This window comes from Advenella mimigardefordensis DPN7, from assembly GCF_000521505.1.
GTDB lineage: Bacteria > Pseudomonadota > Gammaproteobacteria > Burkholderiales > Burkholderiaceae_B > Advenella > Advenella mimigardefordensis.
Map to the genome: position 1 here is coordinate 625,195 of NZ_CP003915.1, position 19,490 is coordinate 644,684.

The following is a 19,490-nucleotide window of genomic DNA, read 5'->3' on the forward strand; positions in this document are numbered from 1 at the left end:
TCGTGTATTTAAAGCGGGCTGGTGCCGCGTCGGTTTTCTCGGAAACCGCTATTTACAGAAACCGCTATTTACAGAAACAGCTTGTACGCCGGGTTCTTGCTTTCGTTTTCGTACGGATAGCCGATTTGTGACAGGAATACCTTGAACGCTTTTTTATCCGCAGGCGGCACCTGTATGCCAATCAGCACCCGGCCATAATCAGAACCCTGATTACGGTAATGGAACAGGCTGATATTCCATTCGGGATTCATTGTATCCAGAAAACGCATCAATGCTCCCGGGCGTTCCGGGAACTCAAAGCGATACAGTTCTTCATTCCCGGCCAGCGGCGAATGGCCGCCAACCATATATCTCAAATGTGATTTGGCCAGGTCGTCCTGGCTCAGATCCAGTGTTTCGAATTTCTTGCGGCGCAGGGTGTTGGCCAGTTTCTCGGCTTCCGCAAGTGAGTTGATCTGGATGCCGACAAAAACATGCGCCTTTTGCGCGTCGGAAATACGATAGTTGAATTCGGTCACACTGCGATCGCCCAGCAGCGTACATAACTGGCGGAAACTGCCACGCTCTTCGGGCATGGTCACCGCAAAGATGGCTTCCTTGGCCTCACCCACATCGGCCCGTTCCGCGACAAAACGCAGGCGGTCAAAATTCATATTGGCGCCGGACGTAATGGCAATGACAGTCTTGTTTTTCCAGCCGTGTTCGGCAACATAGCGTTTGGCGCCGGCCAGGCCAAGCGCACCCGCCGGTTCTACTACGTTGCGGGTATCCTGGAATACATCCTTGATGGCCGCGCATAATTCGTCGGTGTTGACGGTAATGATATCGTCTGTATATTTATGAATCAGGCGGAAGGTTTCGCTGCCAACCTGTTTAACTGCGGTACCATCGGAAAACAGGCCGACGTCGTTCAGGTGAACGCGACGTCCGGCACGGAAGCTGCGGGCCATGGCGTCAGAGTCTTCGGTTTGAACGCCGATGATGGCGACATCCGGGCGTAACTGTTTAATGTAAGCAGCAATGCCGGCAAGCAGCCCGCCGCCACCGATAGGCACAAACACCGCGTCCAGTTTGCCGGGGTGCTGATGCAGGATTTCCATGGCAACCGTGCCTTGCCCGGCGATCACATCGGGATCGTCAAACGGGTGTACAAAGGTGAGTTTTTCCTTTTTCTGAAGCGTACAGGCAAAGTCATAGGCGTCGCTATACGAATCGCCGTGCAGCACTGCCTCACCGCCCAGGCGTTTTACCGCTTCTACCTTCACGGCCGGTGTTGAGGTTGGCATCACGATCACGGCGCGGCAGCCCAATTGCCTGGCCGACATGGCCACGCCCTGAGCATGATTGCCGGCAGAGGCGGCAATCACGCCGCGTTTGAGCGCATCGGCGGGCAAATTGGCCATTTTGTTGTAGGCCCCGCGGATCTTGAAGCTGAAAACCGGCTGCGTATCTTCGCGTTTGAGCAGCACTGTATTCTGAATTCGCTGTGAGAGCAGATTGGCCGGTTCCAGGGATGTTTCGATTGCGACATCGTAAACACGGGATGTCAGTATGCGTTTGAGGTAGTCGGTTGACATGTTGTTTTTGAAAGAAAAGAGAATACAGGCGAGCGCTTAAGGTTAACATAGCGCATCTGATTTTGGGATTAAAGCCGGAGCCGTCGTTTTCAAAAAGTCGGCCCAATAGGGAATGTATGGAACATGAAGTAATGCTGTGGGTCAGGGAAATGCTGGCTGTGTTGTCCCTGCCGACTGTCGGTCTGCCCGGCATTTTCGTGGTGGCACTGGTGTCGGCCACGCTATTGCCGCTGGGCTCTGAACCTGTGGTCATCGCCTATCTGAAAGTTGCGCCTGACATGTTCTGGCCCGCGATCCTGCTCGCCACTGTGGGCAATACCATTGGCGGCGTGATTACCTACTATATGGGCAAGGCGGCCAGGGTCGCCTATGAGAAACTCCAGCAAAAAAAAGCGCTGGCCAGCGGTGAGATTACTGATGAGACCGGCCTGGCGGTCGCTGCCGAAGAAAAGTATCTGTCTGAAGGCGATGCTGCGCCTGTGCCGGTGACAAAAGAGGGCGGGCGCTGGCATGACAAAATGACGTATTATTTTGACCGTTTTGGTCCGGCTGCCTTGTTGTTTTCCTGGTTGCCTATTGTGGGCGATCCCCTTTGCGGGGTTGCAGGGTGGATGCGCCTGCCAATATTTTCGAGTATTGTTTTTATGGCTATTGGCAAGTTCCTGCGTTATGTACTGATGACTTCTGCAGTGCTGTGGATCTGGTAAAGAGTGCGCAGTACGGGCTGATTGTAAGCTGGATGAATAACGTGGCAGGCAAGGCTGAAGGCGTACTGCGGCGTCGCGGCACCTCACCGAGCTCGCTTCAATGGGCCAACAGCAGCCCTTCCCGCGCAAAGGCAGCATGAATCTGGCGTGCAAACTCCAGCGCATGTGCGCCATCGCCATGCAGGCATAGCGTATCGGCTTCGATCGCCACTTTTTTGCCCGACTGGGCGACCACATACCCCTCTCGCACCATCGTCAGTGCCTGCGCTACCGATGTTTCAACGTCTTCGATCAGGGCGCCCGGCTGACTGCGTGGCGTCAGGGTGCCATCGTCCTGGTAGGTGCGATCGGCAAACACTTCCTGCATCACCTTCAGGCCCAGGCCGCGGGCGATCTCTACCTGTCTGCTGCCTGCCAGCGCAAACAGCGTTAATTGCGGGTCTACATCCAGTACGGCCTGGGCAATGGCCGCAGCCAGTTCGGCATGATTGGCCGAGATGTTGTACAACGCGCCATGCGCTTTTACATGGTAAAGCCGGCCACCCTGTGCACGGGCCACCGCGGCCAGCGCACCAATCTGAACCACGACCAGGTCATAGGCTTCAATGGGGGTGAGGGCAAACGGACGGCGTCCAAATCCTCGTATATCGTCCAGCCCCGGGTGTGCGCCCGGCCTGACGCCCTGTTGTAGCGCCAGCTGCATGGTGCGCCGCATGGTATGGGCATCTCCCGCATGAAAGCCACAGGCGATGTTGGCCGAGGTGACATAAGGCATGATGGCGGCATCGTCACCCATGGTCCAGGCGCCGAAGCTCTCACCCATATCACAATTGAGATCAATTTTTTTCATAGGACTTTTCCTGTGCCGCTGTATAGGAAAACACGGCGTCATATCGGCATTCTATACCTCATTCGGTACGGTATGCGTCGTGCAACAAAGCGTGCCGGTCAAATGACGCTGCCCTGGGGCTTGTGTGTGTTAGTCACAGAACGCGGCGGCAATGCGTGCCGTGAGCGGCTCCAGCGTTTGTAGCAAGTGCGCAAACAATGCTTCGCGCTCCCGGAACAACTGGTGCGCGTGGTCCAGGCTGATCAGTGCGAATGCAAGGCGCTCGCCGGGTAAGCAGCGCGCCAGCACAGGCAGGTCAACGCTGGCGACATTGGCGATCTTGGGATAACCGCCTGTGGTTTGCCTGTCTGCCATCAGAATAATCGGCTGGCCGTCGGGCGGCACCTGAACGGTGCCAAATGCAGTGGGTTCAGAAAGAATCTGCAAGCCTGCTTCTGGTTCCAGAGAGGGGCCGTCCAGACGATAACCCATCCGATCCGAATGTGCGGTAATGGTATAGGGTGAATTCAGAAACAGGTCTTGCTGCCGTGTACCGAATACCGTCCAGTGCACTCCCCGTATGACCCGGATATGCTGCCGCGCCGCCAGCCCGAGTCCTGCCGGCAGATAGATCCGAAAGTCGTCCAGAAAGTGGGCCAGTGCGTTTACCGCTGATGCATTGATATTGCGGTTAAGCGTGAGCCTGTCGTCTTTGGCCAGGGCGCGTCCCTGGATACCGCCCATGCGGCTTTTGAGGTCAGTGCTGGCGCTTTCCATGCTGGTGGTCAGTTGCACGCCGCCGGCAATGGCCAGGCTGGCCCGTGCAGAACCGTGAGGCTGACCATCAGGCATGGGAGCCGCACTGATCTCCAGCACCTGACCGGCACGAATCAGGTGCGGGCGGTTGAGCGCCAGCGGTTGCCGGTCGCAGCGCAGGATGAAAGGGGCGCCGCACACTGCGATGCAGGCATCCTTGTGGAACCTGATCTGCGGGCCGGACAGTGTCATTTCCAGTACGGGCAGAGGCGTGCGATTGCCCACCAGCGCGTTGGCCAGCCGGTAGGCAACCTGATCCATCACGCCACAGACCGGCGCGCCGTAGGCCTGATAGCCATGCCGTCCGGCATCCTGAAACAGGGACAGGGGCCCGGGTTTGATCACCTGCAGACTCATGTTCTCACCTTAACGCGTGGCATATTGTTGTGCCTTGATCTGTTCATAGTGTTCGCGGCTGATCGCGTCGAACTGCACCTGATCGCCCGGGGCATAGATCGCATAGGGCGGCGTATTCGGGTCAAACAGGCGTAACGGCGTTGCACCAACAATATTCCATCCGCCCGGCGAGTCGTTGGGATAAATAACGGTCTGACGGTTGGCGATGGCAACCGAGCCGGCCGGCAGATGCTGGCGTGGCGTACCGCGCCGGCCAATGGCAAGCCGGCTGTCAGACAAACCCATATAAGCCATGCCGGGCGCAAAGCCGAGCATGAACACGCGCACCGGATCTGCGGTGTGCAATTGAATCACTTCATCTACCGTCAGATTGCAATGCTTTGCGATGTCGGCCAGATCAATGCCCAGGTCCGGGTCATAGCAGACCGGGATACGGATCAGGCGGGTGGCCTCGGTGACGTCTGAACCTTCTGTGCTTTCGCTAAGGGCGTCGGTGGCTTGCGCTTGTTGTAAGGCCAGTGGCGCCAGCGTTGCGGTCAGCATGTCGATCAGTGTTTTGCGCGCCGGCGGGTTCGGATAAAAGGGATGCAGATACACCCCCAGCGTGGTGAAGGTGGGAACCAGATCGCTGATATAGGGCAGGTCGGCATTGTGAATGAGTTCAGCGGCCTGGCGCGCTCTTGCGTTGATGGCCGGATCAATGCTGTCACCGAAACGGATAATCAGGCAATGATCTCCTTCAGAGGTAAAGGTCCAGGGAGCGCTGGAGTTGGCCGGATGTGAACTCATGCGATGTGCAAATGCTGTCGGAGAAACGGGACGTGCTAACCAGTGTGCAGTACAGTTTATCAGCAATCGGAAAGATGCGACGATGGCTAGGGGTAAAACCTGAGGCCGGTCTATAAGTCGTTGTGTTTAGGTTGGGGTGCGCACACCTGCATGCAGTCTACGTTAACCGCCGGCAATAATCAGGCGCCCGCAACCTCAGCCGTTTCAGCACTATTGTCTCTTTGCTCGTATACCACGGCTTCGGCCGGGAACACGATTTTGAAGGTGCTGCCCTTGTTGATTTCGCTATCTACGACCAGTTTGGCATTGTGCCGAATAACGATGTGCTTGGTGATTGCCAGACCCAGGCCGGTGCCGCCGGACGCGCGGGAACGACTTTTGTCGACGCGGTAAAAGCGTTCGGTAATGCGGGGGATGTCTTTCTTTTCAATGCCCAGGCCGGTGTCGGTGACGCTGAAGATGGCTTCGCCATGGTCGTTGCGATCCCAGCGTATGGTGATTTTGCCACCTTCCGGGGTATAGCGTACGGCGTTGGTCAGCAGGTTGGTGACCGCAGAGGATAGCTCGTTCATTTGTCCGACAACGGCCAGCGCAGGATCCACAGAGAATTCGAAGGCGTGCGATTCGCGCGAGATCGATTGAGCCTGTACCGCAGCCTTATCGATAATGGGGGCCAATTGCACGATGGTGCCGTCGACAATTTCGGTCGATTCCAGCGTGGACAAGGTAAGCAGGTCGGCCACAATGGCCAGCATCCGTTGCGCCTGTTCGTGCATCAACTCTTCGTATTGCTTGCGCTGCTCTTTGGTGAGTGCTTCATGCGGCAGGTCGCGCAGGGTTTCAAGAAAGCCGATCAATACGGTGAGCGGGGTACGGATTTCGTGTGAGACGTTGGCCACAAAATCCCGCTGTGTGGTTTGCAGTTTTTCCAGTTGCGTGATGTCCTGGCAAAGCAGCAGGTATCCCTCGTTGGAGTGCTGGGTCAGCTGAAACTGCAGGGAACATACCTGCCCGCCGATTTCCCTGCGTGTGCGCAAGGGGCGACTCCATTGCCGGCTTTGGGCGTAATCAAAGAACTCGGGCAGGCGAATAATGTTGAAAATGTTGTAGCCCTTGTCTTTTTCGTAGAGCAGGTCCAGCAAGCGCTGGGATTGGGCATTACACCATTCGATCTGAAAGGATTTATCCAGCGTGACGGCCGCCGCGGGAAGCGCCTGGGCCGCCGACAGGACGTTATTGGTTAGTTCGCGCAGCGCAACGTATTCGTTCTGACGACTACGTACATACTTATAGATGGGGGTGACGATTTCGTCATAGCTGCCCAGATCAGGAGGAGGCGCCGCGGTTGGCTGAGCGGACCATTTGAGCGTTTGCTGATGGTGGCGCTGGTGGCGAACCAGATAGAACAGGCCGCAAAGTGCCAGAAACACAATGCCGCTCACGCTACCCAGAAGCCATTGAATGCCCAGTGCCAGTGCGATGGCGACGACATAGGCGATCAGGAACGTAGAGCGAGGCATGATGAATTCTCTTCCAGAAAGGTCTGGCTCACACCGCCGGAGTCAGGGAAATCGGGTCAATCCACATAAAAAAACCAGCGTTGCGGCAGACCAGAATAATACCAGTGCTTTGAGTCAGATAGATGATCAGGCCGGCAGTTTTGAGGTAAAACGATACCCGCTTCCGCGTACCGTTTCAACCAGATTATGATGATTGCTGGGCTCCAGCGCCTTGCGCAGGCGACGGATATGTACATCTACGGTGCGTTCTTCCAGAAAAACGTGATCGCCCCAAACCTGATCGAGCAACTGGCCCCGGGTAAATACCCGCTCCGGGTGTGTCATGAAAAAATGCAGCAGGCGAAACTCGGTGGGGCCCAGTGGCAGGTTGGAGCCATTGCCCGTAATGCGATGCGAGACCGGATCCAGTTTGAGGCCGGATATCTCGATTTCATCGTCGGTCAACTGCGGCGCGCGGCGGCGCAGTACGGCTTTGATACGCGCCATCAGTTCTTTGGGAGAAAAGGGCTTGGTAATGTAATCGTCGGCGCCGCTTTCCAGTCCTTCTACTTTATCTGCTTCGGAACTCTTGGCGGTGAGCATGATAATAGGGATGTCGCGGGTGCGCTCGCTGCTGCGCAGATTGCGCGCCAGATTCAGGCCAGTAGAGCCAGGCAGCATCCAGTCCAGCAGAATCAGATCGGGCAATTCTGCGTTGATCAGCACCTTTGCCTGTTCGGCATCCAGTGCGCGCAACACTTTGTGGCCGGCAAAGGACAGGTTGACTGATATAAGCTCTTGAATTGCGGGTTCGTCTTCGACGACGAGAATTGTGCTGGCCATAATGAAGTAAAATTAAAAAGTCATTTGATTGACATTAACCGGAAATACTAGACTAGTCTCAATGGTATTGCCTGATTGTGTCATGTTTGTGACATCCTGCCTACTTTCTTAAAGATTGCATATGAATTCAGAACGCCCCACGCCAGCCGGGCAATCCGGTACCACGCATTTCGGTTTTCGCACTGTCGATGAACAGGAAAAGGCCGGAAAAGTGGCGGAAGTATTTCATTCTGTGGCGCAACGCTACGATGTCATGAATGATTTGATGTCCGGCGGCATGCACCGTCTCTGGAAAAGTTTCACTATTGGCCGTGCAAATGTGCGGCCGGGTATGCGGGTGCTTGATATTGCCGGTGGTACCGGTGATCTGGCTCTGGCATTTGCGGCTAAGGTAGGGCCAACCGGGCAGGTATGGCATACCGATATCAATTCGTCCATGCTGCAGGTCGGGCGCGATCGTCTGATCGATAAAGGCGTGTTGTTGCCCACGGTTGTGTGTGACGCCGAGCATCTGCCTTTCCCCGATGAATTTTTTGATGTAGTCACCGTTGCCTTTGGCCTGCGCAATATGACACACAAAGACCAGGCCCTGCAGCAGATGCAGCGGGTGCTCAAGCCCGGTGGCAAGCTGCTGGTACTGGAGTTTTCGCGCGTTGCGGCACCGCTTGCGCCGGCCTATGACTGGTATTCGTTCAAGATTCTTCCCTGGCTTGGCAAAAAAGTCGCGAATGATGAAGACAGTTATCGCTATCTGGCCGAATCCATTCGCATGCATCCAGACCAGGAAACACTGGCGCAAATGATGCGTGATGCCGGCCTGCCGCGTGTCAATTATTTCAATCTGACCGCTGGCGTCGTGGCATTGCACGAGGGCGTCAAGCTGTTCTGACTGTTCTCTCTATCCGGCTTCCCGGGGTGATGCCCCGTACGGGCGTGCTGTTCGGGCAGGCCAGCTTGTCGTTTCCGGCCATTACAAAGTAACTTGCATAAATATTCAGGTTTTTGTAAGATTGAATTGTTTGCTAATTAATTCATTGTGGGGTAATCCCACCGGAGCAATAATCAATGTTCAAGAAGTGGTCTAAATTTCTCGCCGCTGCGATGATCGTGGTGTCATCTGTAAGCATGCTGGCCGTGACCCATGATGCTGAAGCCCGCCGGATGGGTGGTGGCAGCAGTTTTGGCCGCCAGTCTTCCAATATCATGAAGAACCGTGCTCCAGCGGCACAAACACCCAATGCGGTTAACCGTAGTTCAGCGGCGCCAGCCGGTGCAGCTGCCAATGCGGGCGCTGCCGCACAGCGTAGCGGTTTTTCCCGTTTTCTGGGCCCTATCGCCGGCATAGCTGCGGGCCTGGGCATTGCCGCGCTGCTCTCCAGCCTGGGGCTGGGTGGCGCCATGCTTGAATTCCTGTCCAGTGCACTGCTTATTGCCATCGTGATTTTTGGCGTCATGTTCATTGTACGTCGTTTGCGTGGTGGTCAGGCACGTCCGGCTTTCCAGGGTGCGTCGCCCATGCAGCGCCAGTCCAATGAGCCGGCTCAGGGGTCACGTCATCAGTATACAGGGCAGGGCACGACCGGCGGCGCACAGCAGCAGAACGGCCTGTCTGCCACAGATTTTTCCGGCAATGCGCAGGCAGCGGCCGAACCGGCAGACAAAAGCTGGTTTATCCCTGGCGATTTTGATACGCCGGCCTTTCTGCAAACCGCCAAAAAGCAGTTCGTTACCATTCAGGGCTTGTGGGACAAGGGCGACATAGAGGAACTCAAGAACTATCTGACCGAAGATCTGGTGGCAGAACTGTCTCCGCAAATTACCAGCCGTGCAGGACAAAGCCGAACCGAAGTGGTGCTGCTTAACGCAGAACTGCTGGGTATTGAACAGGTTCAGGATGGCCATCTGGCTTCGGTGCGCTTTTCCGGCATGTTGCGTGAAGATGCGCAGGAAGCTGCCTTCCGTTTTGAGGAAGTGTGGAACCTGTACAAAGAGAACAATTCCGGCTGGCTGCTGGCAGGTATTCAGCAGATTCCGGTGGAAAACGCTTCCTGACGGTATTGTCTAACCACTGCCGACGCTGGTCGTTATTATCAGCCGGCTTTCAGGGCGTGATCGTGCATTCATGATCACGCCCTGTTATTTATGGCAGGCTAAACACTTGCGCTGGTATATGTCTGGCTAACGGCCGCTTATGACTTCCGCTTATTATTAATAACTAATAGATATATAAAAATAAATACTAATTATTTTTTCTCTTAAGAAGATTTGGTTATAGTATCAAATCGTATAGGGAAAAATACCGTGAATCTTAGCTTCAACAATGTTTACAAGCAGTTCGGTTCGCTGTCGGTTGTTGAAAATTTCAGCGCCGACTTTCGCTCAGGTGAGATTGTTGCCCTGGTAGGGCCCTCTGGCTCAGGCAAGTCCACTCTATTGCATATGGCCGCCGGTCTGGAGAGCACGAGTGCCGGTCAGATCGCTACGGATTTGCAGCCTGTGACACGGCCGGATCCCAGTCGCACACTGGTATTTCAGGAACACGCTCTCTATCCGTGGCTCACGCTCAAACAGAACGTTGCCATGGCACTGGAGTTCCAGCAGGTGGCCCGCAAGCAGGCTTATGAGCGTGCGGTAACATGGCTGCAGCGCGTGGGTCTGGATGGCTTCGAAAATTATTATCCACACCAGGTATCCGGGGGTATGCGTCAGCGTGCAGCGCTGGCTCGCGCCTTTATTGCCCAGCCTGAAGTGCTGTTGCTGGACGAGCCCTTCGGCGCGCTGGATGCACTAACGCGCCTTAGCCTTCAGGATGTGCTGCTTGATCTGGTAGAGCAGGCCAAGCCTACCGTGTTGCTGGTGACACACGATGTGGATGAGGCTCTGTTCCTGGCTGACCAGGTATTGGTGTTCAGCGCCAGACCCGCCACGGTACTCAAAGAGTTTAATCTGAGCCACCGGGAACGCTCGCACGATCTGTCTGATCTGGCCGCAGAAAAACGGGAAATTCTCAGCCTGCTGGGTATTGCTGTCACCCATGAAAGCAAACCGACTGCGAAGCCGGTTGAATTGGCTGCCTGAGTGTGACGTTCACGATAGCGGGCCGGTGTCGGCTTTTTTGATGACTCATTGTCGCCGTATATCCGGTATATCAGTTACCGTTGTCCGTCACCTTTGCGTGAAACGCTGTATCACTATTGTCGTATCACTGCTGTGATACTCAGGCAGAACCAGACAGAATGATCTGCGCCCCGCTTGCAGGCAGGTATGTAAGTCAATAACAAAAATCAGTCACAATTTAAGAGAGAGTCAAAGATGAATATTCGTAAATGGACCGCCCTGCCTCTGGTGGCCTCGCTGTTATTTTCCGGTGCAGCCATGGCGGCCGACAAGTTGAAGGTTGGCTACCTGCGGGTGATGGACGATGCGCAGGCGATTGTGGCGCACGAGGGTGAGTTCTATAAGAAACAGGGCCTGGACGCTGATCTGATGGAGTTCAAGTCGGGCACCGATCTGATCAAAGCCATCGTGGGCGGGCAGGTTGATATGGGCGTGCTTGGCTTTACCAATGCCATCGCCTGGGCTTCTCGTGGCGCAGACCTGAAGGTGGTGGCCGGTGCGCAGCGTGGCTACCATTCGCTGGTGGTGCGTGATGACGCCGGTATTAATGCTTTGGCTGATCTGAAAGGAAAAACACTGGCTTCGCAAAGCCAGGGCAGCACGGCCGATACCGTTTTGCGTGGTGTGGTATTCAAGCAGGCAGGCCTGGCAGAAGGTGATGTCAGCGTCATGGGTGTGAGCCCGGCCGTCGCCGTACAGTCACTGGTGGGTAATCGCGTGAATGCGGCGTTTCTTTTTGAGCCGTATGATCGGATTGCACAACTGGTTGCCCCGGTCAAACAGATCTATGAAGTGGGTCAAAGCTGGCCTTTCCCCTGCATGGTTGTGATTACCTCCGGCAAAGTACTGGAATCCCGCAAGGATGATATCTGGAAGGCGCTGGATGCCCAGCAGCAGGCCATTGAACTGCTTGAAAAGCAACCGGCTCAGGCATCGAAACTGATCGCCAGTTACTTTATCGCCGAGCCCACTCTCAAAACGCTTAAACAGGGTGATCTACCGCGTGAAACGGTGATTGAAGACGCGATCAAAACGCAGGAATTTACGCCTTCCGTGACCGACAAGGATATTGAACGGATGACTGAACTGGCTCGCATCATGGAGCGTGACGGTTCCCTGAAAACCAAAGATGGTCAGCCATTTGACGTGAATACCGTGCTGGATCTTGAATGGCAGAAGGCACGTAAACTGTGAGCAATAGTACCCGGATCGGCGGCTATAAGAAGCCGCTGGCGGTGGTCTTGGCCATCGCTTTCATTCTGCTGGTCTGGCAACTGGTTGCACTGACCCTGCCAGACTTTCTCATGCCCGGTATTTTACCGGTGCTTGAGCGTTTGTCCGACAGTATTCGCAGCGGTGAGTTTTATACGGGCCTCGCCGGCTCGCTGGCGCGTCTTGGTTCGGGCTATGGCATTGCGTTAATTTGCGGCATTGCCTTTGGCCTGCTGGCGGCCAGTCTGAATTTCTTTCGCGAAGTGTTGCGTAATGTGATTGTGATTCTGCAGTCGCTGCCCAGTATTGCCTGGGTGCCGCTGTTTCTGATCGTCTGGGGTTTTGGGAACAAACCGATGATCGTTGTGGTGGCGCTGGCTGCGTTTTTTCCGGCAGCGCTCAGCGTGATGAATGCCACCGAATCGGTGCACAAGGTGCATATTTCTGCGGCGCGCGTCATGGGCGCCAGCCGCTGGGGCCTGGTAAGACGCGTCTATCTGCCGGCCGTGATGCCAGAACTGATTACCGGTGCGCAACTGGCCTTTGGTAATGCATGGCGCGCCCTGATTTCCGTGGAAATGCTGGTCGACTTTGGCAAGGGCCTGGGTCGTTCGCTGAGCTTTTCCGGCGACACCGGCGATATGACAGGTGTTATGGCCAATATTCTGGTCATTGCGGTTCTGGCCGCACTGATCGATCAGCTGATCCTGGAACGTATCAAGCACCGCCTGCTGCGCTACCAATACGTCTGATTCACGCAAGACCCTTATCCTCTATCCTGTGAGTCCCGCCGCCCGGCGGGACGGGAAGAAGTGTCATGACCACGCTGTCCATTCGAACCGTCCTGTCTGCATTGCTCATTTCAGTGTGTGCCGCGACGTTGTTGCCTGCGCATGTCTCAGCAGCTACCGGTTCTGCTGCCTCTACCGCCTCTACTGCTCCCAAGGCTGCTGACAGCCCGGCGTTATTTTCTCAGGCAATCGCCCGCGGCAGTCTGCGTGTGGCGGTTGTTCATGTCACGCCTGCGGCGGCGCCCGGCGCCAAAGTCCGGACCGAAGACCGGCTGGATGCGCCTGCTGTCAAGGCGCTTGCCACTGCGCTAAAGGTGCCCTCGCAACTGGTGGAGCTTGCGCCTGCCGAGGCCGCAAAGGCATTGGTCGATGGCCGCGTTGACCTGGCCCTGTATAGTCTGCCGGCAGATGCCGCTAACTGGCCAGACGTCACTCCGGTGCCGACCAGCTATCGCACCTACCCTAAGGCTGTGATTCGCAGCGACACGAACATCCGGTCGCGGGCTGATCTGGCCGGGCGCTCCGTTTGTGTTGCCCGCAGCGCGACGCAGGCGGCGACTGAAGCCACGCGGGCGGGAGCCACTTTGTTGTCGTTCCCCTATCCTTCGGATGCGCTGGTCGCGGTGCGCGAAGGTAAATGTGATCTTGGTCTGATTGACCAGACGGTCTGGCAGCCCCTGATGCATTATCCTGAGTGGAAAAAGTTTTCCGCTACGCTGGAACTGGCCGATGCGCCCCGTACCTTGACGTGGCTGCTTCCGGCCACTCAGGTGCGGGAAGCGCAATGGCTTCAATCCCGGATGCAGCAGTGGGATCGGGCAGGGCAGTGGGTCGCGTTCAGTAAAAAGTGGGCCACCGATGTTGCCTTTGATGTGTATCTGGATCAGGAAGTACCCGATTGCCATAGCTGAACACGCCTGTTGTCGTGCCGGGAGGTGATCCCGGATGCCCCGGCAGTCCATGCGCGACAATGTCCGCAAGCGTAAAACGGGTCGGCGTCTGCACGAAAAGAGTACACTATCGGATTCAGAATCTTGCGTGATCTACCGGATTTTTATGTTGCTCTCCGCCTTACCTGATCCAAACATTCTTACTGTACGTGCCCTGAACCTGCTGCTGGATCGCGAGCCCTGGGCCAAGACGCGGATCGCCGCGCATGCCGGTAAAACCGTCTGCATCCGGGTGAGTCGTCTTGTACTGCGATTTACCCTTGGGCATGACGGGAGTGTGGCGCGCGCCGATCCGGCAGTGGTGCCCGATGTCACCTTATCTATTCCCGAAAGCCGGCTGGGCGATGTGCCTGCCGCCTTGCGTAACCGTCACGATCCCGCTCAGCTGGCCTCGCTGCTGCACCTGGAAGGGGATGCCGGCCTGGCGCAATTGGTCTCTGATCTGGCGCGCGATTTGCGCTGGGATTCCGAGCACGAGCTGGCCCGGTTTACCGGCGGCCTGCTGTCAAAACAGATTCATTTGCTATTGCGTCGCGCGGTGACCACGACTACCACGGTGGCCGCTCGCTTCTCGGAGAATGTGGGTGAATATGTGTCTGAAGAAGCCGGCATCGTAGTAGGCAAGCCGGCACTGCAGGCGTGGGAGCGCACGCTGCGGGAGGCGACCGTGCAGCTGGATCAGCTCGATGCCAGGCTGCGGGCGCTGGATGCGCGCCAGCGCAGGAGTGCACGATGATGATGTCTGCCCTGCGCCTGCTGCGTATCCTCCTGGTTTGCCTGCGCTACGGACTGGATGAGCTGGTGCTCAGCGGGCTTAAGCATCCGATTGCCAGTTCTCTGCTTAAAGTCGTCCGGCTGGGACGCAGCTTTGAACAACCGCGTGGTGAGCGCTTGCGGCTTGCATTCGAATCGCTGGGGCCGATCTTCATCAAGTTCGGTCAGGTCCTGTCCACCCGACGCGACCTCATTCCGCTGGATATTGCTGATGAACTCTCGGCCCTGCAGGATCGTGTGCCACCCTTTCCCTCCGAACAGGCCATGGAAAGCATCCAGAAGGCGTTTGGCAAACATCCGTCCACACTGTTCGCGCTGTTTGAAACCGAACCGGTGGCGTCGGCTTCGGTGGCTCAGGTGCATTTTGCCGTGCTGCATGATGGTCGTGAAGTTGCCGTCAAGGTATTGCGTCCGGGTATGCTGGCCGTGATCGAACGCGATTTGTCGCTCATGAGCATGTTTGCCGGTTTTGTAGAGCGTTTGTTGCCTGACGGGCGTCGCCTGCGGCCCCGTGAAGTGGTCAGCGAATTCGATAAATATCTGCACGATGAACTGGATCTGCAGGTAGAGGCAGCCAACTGCAGCCAGTTGCGCCGCAACTTTGAAGCTAATCCGAAACGCGCCGATCTGCTGATGGTGCCCGAAGTGATCTGGGAATTTACCAGTAAGACGGTGATGACCATGGAACGCATGCATGGTGTGCCGGTCAGTCAGATCGACAAGCTGGAGGCTGCCGGTGTTGATATCAAAAAACTGGCCCGCAACGGTGTGGAAATTTTCTTCACCCAGGTGTTTGAAGACGGTTTTTTCCATGCCGACATGCATCCGGGCAATATTTTTGTCTCGCTGCAGCCGGAAACGCTGGGGCGTTATATCGCGCTGGATTTCGGTATCGTGGGCTCGCTTTCCGAGTTCGACAAGAATTATCTGTCGCAGAATTTCCTGGCATTTTTCCGCCGCGACTATCGTCGGGTGGCACAGTTGCACATCGAGTCCGGCTGGGTGCCGGCCAACACGCGGGAAGAAGAGCTGGAGGCGGCGGTGCGTTCGGTGTGCGAACCGTATTTTGATCGCAAGCTATCTGAAATTTCTCTGGGGCAGGTGTTGTTGCGTCTCTTTCAGACCTCGCGTCGCTTCAATGTTGAAATCCAGCCACAACTGGTGCTGCTGCAGAAAACCCTGTTGAACGTGGAAGGCATGGGACGTCAGCTGGATCCGGATCTGGACTTGTGGCAAACGGCCAAGCCATTTCTGGAAGGCTGGATGTGGGATCGCATCGGCCCGCGTGCTTTTTTCTCGCAGGTGCGCAAAGAAGCCTCGCAGTGGTCACACCTGTTGCCGGAAATTCCCCGGCTGGTGCATACCCAGCTGGCCCGTCAGGATAGTTTGCCGGCCATGCGCAAGGAATTGGCCCAGTTAGGGAAAAGTCATCGCCGCAGCGAACGCATCTTTATTGTGATGACGCTGATTCTGACCCTGCAGGCCGGGCTGATTCTCTGGCTGGTGGCCACCTTGCTGGAGTGGCAGTAATGAGTATACGTTTCGAAAGCAAAATCCTGACCCGCCAGCAGTGTATAGAGGCGGTCCGCAATGGCACCCTGCCGCGGCCGCTGGTGTTTACCAATGGCGTATTCGATATTCTGCATCGGGGCCATGTCAGTTATCTGGACGAAGCGGCGCAACTGGGTGCCAGCCTGGTGGTTGCCGTGAATACCGATGACTCGGTACGCCGCCTGGGCAAGGCACCTGATCGTCCCCTGAATGGTCAGGAGGATCGTCAGGCCATGCTGGCTGCGCTCGCCTGCGTCAGTGCGGCGACGGTGTTTGAAGAAGATACGCCCTATGAATTGATCGAACAGTTGCGGCCGGATGTGATTGTCAAGGGGGGCGATTACGATATGGCCACACTCAGGGAAACCGGGCTGGTGCAAAGCTGGGGCGGACGCGCCATTGCCATTCCCTTTCGTTTCCAGCGCTCGACCACTGCGCTGGTCAATACCATTCGAGGAACATCCTCCCGGTAACGGTCTGGCTGCGGCAGACGCTGCTGTCTGGATGGTGCCCGCAAAGCCAGGGTACTGCGTCGCAATCCTGTGCGGTGCGAGGCATCTTCTCTCATTTTAAAGAGTAGAACCGTCTTCACCCATTGCGCTCACGATGGCGGGGTACGCGGCGATTGACTGAATATAAGCAGTAAATGCCGGGTACTGCGCTGACATATCGAAACGATTGCGGCTTCCCCATCGATAAAACACCAAAAGATAAGGGTCGACTGCGGTTAGCCCATTGCCAACCGCGAAGGGCCTTGAAAGTCTGCTGTCAATCGTTTTGAAGCAATCGATGATCCTGTTTCTGGCTTTGCTTTGAACTGCTTCAAACTGGTTCGGATCATCAATAAACCGCTCGGGGCGGAATAGGCCGCCAAAGCACTGACCATGTAATTCTCCGGACAGCCAGCACAACCATTCCATGACCCGGACCTGTTCAATAGGCGTCTTACCCATCAGGCCCAGTTCCGGAACCAGATGAGAGATGGCAGTCGCTATTGCCGGTACTTCAGTGATAATGCTTTCGTCCAGCGAGATCACAGGCACCCGTTGCTTGGGGTTAATGCGTGAAAAGGCGTCGGTTCGCGTCTCCAGCTTTGATATCGAGACCTCGATTGCCGTGAACGGCAGGCCGGATTCATGAAGTAACACGTGCGGTACGAGTGAACAGGAGCCTGGGCCGTACCAAAACTTTATATCTGGCATATACATGATCGCTTTATAAATTAGATAGACCGGTCTATAATATATATGCTTAATGGCAGTGTCAATATGAGGCTGGAAAATGAATGAACGTCACCATCGCAAGGGCGCAGGACGCGCGCAAGTGCTGTCCACGGCGACACGTCTGTTTATGGATCGGGGTGCGGCTAACGTCGGCGTAAACGAGGTGACTGCCGCTGCAGGGGTCGCCCGGATGACGCTATACAACAATTTTCCGTCCAAAGAAGCGTTGATCGCTGAGGTCTATCGGAAACTTGCCGAACAAATAATGCAGAATCTGGCTGAAGTGGTGGCGCAAAAGCGTACCGAAGAAGACAAAATACTTTCCTTGTTTGATCAGATCGGTGCGGTGAACGACGGTGGCAGAGGCTGCCCGATGATTCACGCCAGCCTTCAGGCTGAAGAAGCCTCGGGAGAGGTATATGCCATTGTGCGGTCTTATAAACGTGAACTGCGTGCGTTTATTTTCGACCTGCTTGATCAGGCACGCGTTGCTCGTGATCAACTTGCAGACCAAATATTGCTGATGCTCGATGGTTTGGCAACGGAATCCTACCTGGATGGCGCGGTGTCACCCGTTGCGTCAGCAAAGCAGGCAGTGAAGATACTCATGCGCAACATGCCGTAACGGTGATGACGGGCAGGCGTGTCGCTCATCGGCGTGCCAGACAAGGGTCCGGATTTGCCCGGATCGTCACGCTCGGAAATAGCGCTTCGGTTCAACGCCGCAGCGCCATGCAAAGGCAATAATAAAAGGCCGTTTCAGTGACTGCATTGTGCAGTACGCCTGAACGACCCTTTGGTTATTGTGGTATTGAGGTGCGACCGGCTTTGCTCAGTCGCGGTAGAGACGAATCAGAATTTGAAATGCGATACCGTGGTGCCGCGCAAAGGCTTGGCGTATGTGTCAAACAGCGATTCGGTTTCAAATGCAGCGGCGCTGACCCGGGTAATGCGCAAGGCCGTCATGACGGGGGCCTGCCCCACAATAGCGACCAGACGACCACCGATGGTCAGTTGGTACTTGAGTGAGTCGGGGATGTTGGGGATAGATCCGGTCAGCAGTATGGCGCTGTATTCGCCCGTGCCCCAGCCGGCACGTCCATCGCCAATTTCCACCGTGACGTTGCTGATGTGCTCGCGCTCCAGATTGGCCTTGCCGAAAGCGGCGATATGGCGGTCAATTTCGACGCTGACAACCGTGCTGCACAGGCGGCTGACAATCGCAGCCTGATAACCTGAGCCGGTACCGATCTCCAGCACGCCGTCGGTGGGCGTCAGACGCAATTCCTGAGCCAGCCGGGCCTCGATCTTGGGCGCCAGCATGGCTTCACAGCTATTGATGCCTTCCACTTCCAGCGGGATCTCGATATCGGAATACGCCATATTCTGATAGCGGGTAGGAACAAACCGTGAGCGGGGAATCGCAGACAGCGCGTCCAGCACGTCCTGGTCCAGCACATGCCATGGACGGATCTGCTGTTCGATCATGTTGAAACGGCTTTGGTCGGCGAGGGAAGTCAGAGCATTCATAGGAAGAGTATCAAACGTGGTCCTGAGATTGGAAGTTCTTGTTCATTTTACCCGCAACTGGCGCGCAGCTTCCGGTTTCATGACCATAAGGCGTGAAAATGATGAACGGGCCCGTGTCCGTGCCCAACGTTCAATTGGCCGGATCGGGCAATGGCGGTCTCGATATAGGCCTTGGCCATGGTGGCCGCTTGCGGCACATCGCCGGTGCCTGGGATCAGTGCGCACAGCGCCGCGGACAGGGTGCAACCCGTGCCGTGGGTATTGCGTGTATCAATGCGTTTGCCGGGCAGCTCGATCATGCGGTCTCCGTCGGTAAGCAGATCGACGGTGTCATTGCCGGGCAAATGGCCGCCCTTGAGCATGACCCAGACGGTGCGGTGATGATCCATGAGTTTGCGCAGCCGCTCTGCCACGCGGTACATGTCCTTTAATGAATCGGCCTCCCGTTCGCCCAGTAGCACCCCGGCTTCCGGCAGGTTGGGGGTAATAACGGTAGACAACGGTATCAGGGCCTCACGCAGCGTGGCGATGGCCGCCTTGTCCAGCAGCACGTCGCCGCTTTTGGCCACCATAACCGGATCCAGCACAATATGATCAGGCATCCAGTAGGCCAGGCGCTCGGCCACCATCCGGGTCACGGGCTCATGGCCCAGCATGCCGATTTTGACTGAATCGATGTGAACGTCATCAAACAGCGTATCAATCTGCTGGCGCACGAAGTCGGGCGTGATCGGCTGCACGCCGCTCACGCCTTTGGTGTTCTGGGCGGTCAGGGCCGCTACAACGGCGCAGGCATATGTGCCCAGGGCGCTCATGGTCTTGACGTCGGCAAGAATGCCGGCACCACCGGAAGGGTCTACGCCGGCAATGGTCAACGTATTAAAAATCATACAGCCTCTCTGTCGACAGTTTTGTTGTCATATGC

At 56.2% G+C, this 19,490-nt stretch carries 20 protein-coding genes; 11 read left to right on the forward strand and 9 right to left on the reverse strand.

The features are described 5' to 3' along the window. Positions 1 to 68: 68 nt before the first annotated feature. Positions 69 to 1,577 (reverse strand): threonine ammonia-lyase, biosynthetic, encoded by a 1,509-nt coding sequence (gene ilvA / locus MIM_RS02920; protein ID WP_025371267.1) that lies wholly within the window; start codon positions 1,575 to 1,577, stop codon positions 69 to 71. A 116-nt stretch (positions 1,578 to 1,693) separates the two neighbouring features. On the opposite strand from ilvA, the gene MIM_RS02925 reads away from it, so the two are divergent. After that, positions 1,694 to 2,284, forward strand: a complete 591-nt coding sequence (locus MIM_RS02925; RefSeq protein WP_025371268.1) for a YqaA family protein — start codon at positions 1,694 to 1,696, stop codon at positions 2,282 to 2,284. Between the two features lie 97 nt (positions 2,285 to 2,381). Here the strand turns inward: MIM_RS02925 and MIM_RS02930 are convergent, their stop codons facing one another. From MIM_RS02930 to phoB, 5 genes are all read right to left on the reverse strand, one after another. After that, a complete protein-coding gene (locus tag MIM_RS02930) occupies positions 2,382 to 3,134 on the reverse strand; it encodes a LamB/YcsF family protein (protein WP_025371269.1) in 753 nt (250 codons plus the stop codon). 129 nt (positions 3,135 to 3,263) lie between these two features. Then, a complete protein-coding gene (locus tag MIM_RS02935; protein ID WP_025371270.1) occupies positions 3,264 to 4,286 on the reverse strand; it encodes a 5-oxoprolinase subunit C family protein in 1,023 nt (340 codons plus the stop codon). 9 nt (positions 4,287 to 4,295) lie between these two features. Continuing rightward, positions 4,296 to 5,075, reverse strand: coding sequence for a 5-oxoprolinase subunit PxpB (pxpB, locus tag MIM_RS02940; protein WP_025371271.1), 780 nt, complete (start codon positions 5,073 to 5,075; stop codon positions 4,296 to 4,298). Positions 5,076 to 5,254: 179 nt separating this feature from the next. Then, entirely contained in the window at positions 5,255 to 6,595 is a 1,341-nt protein-coding gene (gene phoR, locus MIM_RS02945) for a phosphate regulon sensor histidine kinase PhoR (protein WP_025371272.1), read from the reverse strand. 126 nt (positions 6,596 to 6,721) lie between these two features. Next, positions 6,722 to 7,417, reverse strand: coding sequence for a phosphate regulon transcriptional regulator PhoB (phoB, locus tag MIM_RS02950; protein WP_025371273.1), 696 nt, complete (start codon positions 7,415 to 7,417; stop codon positions 6,722 to 6,724). Positions 7,418 to 7,538: 121 nt separating this feature from the next. On the opposite strand from phoB, the gene ubiE reads away from it, so the two are divergent. The 9 genes from ubiE to MIM_RS02995 all read left to right on the forward strand — a co-directional run bounded on the left by ubiE (position 7,539) and on the right by MIM_RS02995 (position 16,285). Next, on the forward strand, positions 7,539 to 8,306 hold the full coding sequence (ubiE, locus tag MIM_RS02955; protein ID WP_025371274.1) for a bifunctional demethylmenaquinone methyltransferase/2-methoxy-6-polyprenyl-1,4-benzoquinol methylase UbiE: 768 nt from the start codon (positions 7,539 to 7,541) through the stop codon (positions 8,304 to 8,306). 176 nt (positions 8,307 to 8,482) lie between these two features. Further along, entirely contained in the window at positions 8,483 to 9,469 is a 987-nt protein-coding gene (locus MIM_RS02960; protein WP_025371275.1) for a Tim44 domain-containing protein, read from the forward strand. A gap of 249 nt (positions 9,470 to 9,718) precedes the next feature. Then, positions 9,719 to 10,495, forward strand: coding sequence for an ABC transporter ATP-binding protein (locus MIM_RS02965; protein WP_025371276.1), 777 nt, complete (start codon positions 9,719 to 9,721; stop codon positions 10,493 to 10,495). A 234-nt stretch (positions 10,496 to 10,729) separates the two neighbouring features. Beyond that, positions 10,730 to 11,728, forward strand: coding sequence for an ABC transporter substrate-binding protein (locus MIM_RS02970; RefSeq protein WP_025371277.1), 999 nt, complete (start codon positions 10,730 to 10,732; stop codon positions 11,726 to 11,728). Next, positions 11,725 to 12,498, forward strand: coding sequence for an ABC transporter permease (locus tag MIM_RS02975; protein ID WP_025371278.1), 774 nt, complete (start codon positions 11,725 to 11,727; stop codon positions 12,496 to 12,498). The genes MIM_RS02970 and MIM_RS02975 overlap by 4 nt, the downstream gene beginning before the upstream one ends. 65 nt (positions 12,499 to 12,563) lie before the next feature. After that, on the forward strand, positions 12,564 to 13,448 hold the full coding sequence (locus MIM_RS02980; protein ID WP_042069898.1) for a type 2 periplasmic-binding domain-containing protein: 885 nt from the start codon (positions 12,564 to 12,566) through the stop codon (positions 13,446 to 13,448). Between the two features lie 34 nt (positions 13,449 to 13,482). Next, a complete protein-coding gene (locus tag MIM_RS02985) occupies positions 13,483 to 14,223 on the forward strand; it encodes a ubiquinone biosynthesis accessory factor UbiJ (RefSeq protein ID WP_052342261.1) in 741 nt (246 codons plus the stop codon). Further along, entirely contained in the window at positions 14,223 to 15,791 is a 1,569-nt protein-coding gene (ubiB, locus tag MIM_RS02990; protein ID WP_025371281.1) for a ubiquinone biosynthesis regulatory protein kinase UbiB, read from the forward strand. Before MIM_RS02985 ends, ubiB begins: the two co-directional genes overlap by 1 nt. Continuing rightward, on the forward strand, positions 15,791 to 16,285 hold the full coding sequence (locus tag MIM_RS02995; RefSeq protein WP_025371282.1) for an adenylyltransferase/cytidyltransferase family protein: 495 nt from the start codon (positions 15,791 to 15,793) through the stop codon (positions 16,283 to 16,285). Before ubiB ends, MIM_RS02995 begins: the two co-directional genes overlap by 1 nt. 96 nt (positions 16,286 to 16,381) lie before the next feature. Here MIM_RS02995 and MIM_RS03000 read toward each other — a convergent pair whose 3' ends face one another. After that, complete coding sequence (locus MIM_RS03000) at positions 16,382 to 17,020, reverse strand: glutathione S-transferase family protein (RefSeq protein ID WP_084458900.1); 639 nt, start codon at positions 17,018 to 17,020, stop codon at positions 16,382 to 16,384. Positions 17,021 to 17,093: 73 nt separating this feature from the next. On the opposite strand from MIM_RS03000, the gene MIM_RS03005 reads away from it, so the two are divergent. Beyond that, positions 17,094 to 17,660 carry a TetR/AcrR family transcriptional regulator gene (locus MIM_RS03005; RefSeq protein ID WP_025371284.1) on the forward strand — a complete coding sequence of 189 codons (567 nt, stop codon included), beginning with the start codon at positions 17,094 to 17,096 and terminating at the stop codon, positions 17,658 to 17,660. Between the two features lie 227 nt (positions 17,661 to 17,887). Here the strand turns inward: MIM_RS03005 and MIM_RS03010 are convergent, their stop codons facing one another. Together MIM_RS03010 and thiD are read right to left on the reverse strand one after the other, a co-directional pair. After that, the gene (locus MIM_RS03010) at positions 17,888 to 18,565 is read right to left on the reverse strand and encodes a protein-L-isoaspartate O-methyltransferase family protein (RefSeq protein ID WP_025371285.1); all 678 of its coding nucleotides are present in this window, start codon (positions 18,563 to 18,565) and stop codon (positions 17,888 to 17,890) included. A gap of 77 nt (positions 18,566 to 18,642) precedes the next feature. After that, positions 18,643 to 19,455 carry a bifunctional hydroxymethylpyrimidine kinase/phosphomethylpyrimidine kinase gene (thiD, locus tag MIM_RS03015; protein ID WP_025371286.1) on the reverse strand — a complete coding sequence of 271 codons (813 nt, stop codon included), beginning with the start codon at positions 19,453 to 19,455 and terminating at the stop codon, positions 18,643 to 18,645. Between the last annotated feature and the right edge of the window lie 35 nt (positions 19,456 to 19,490).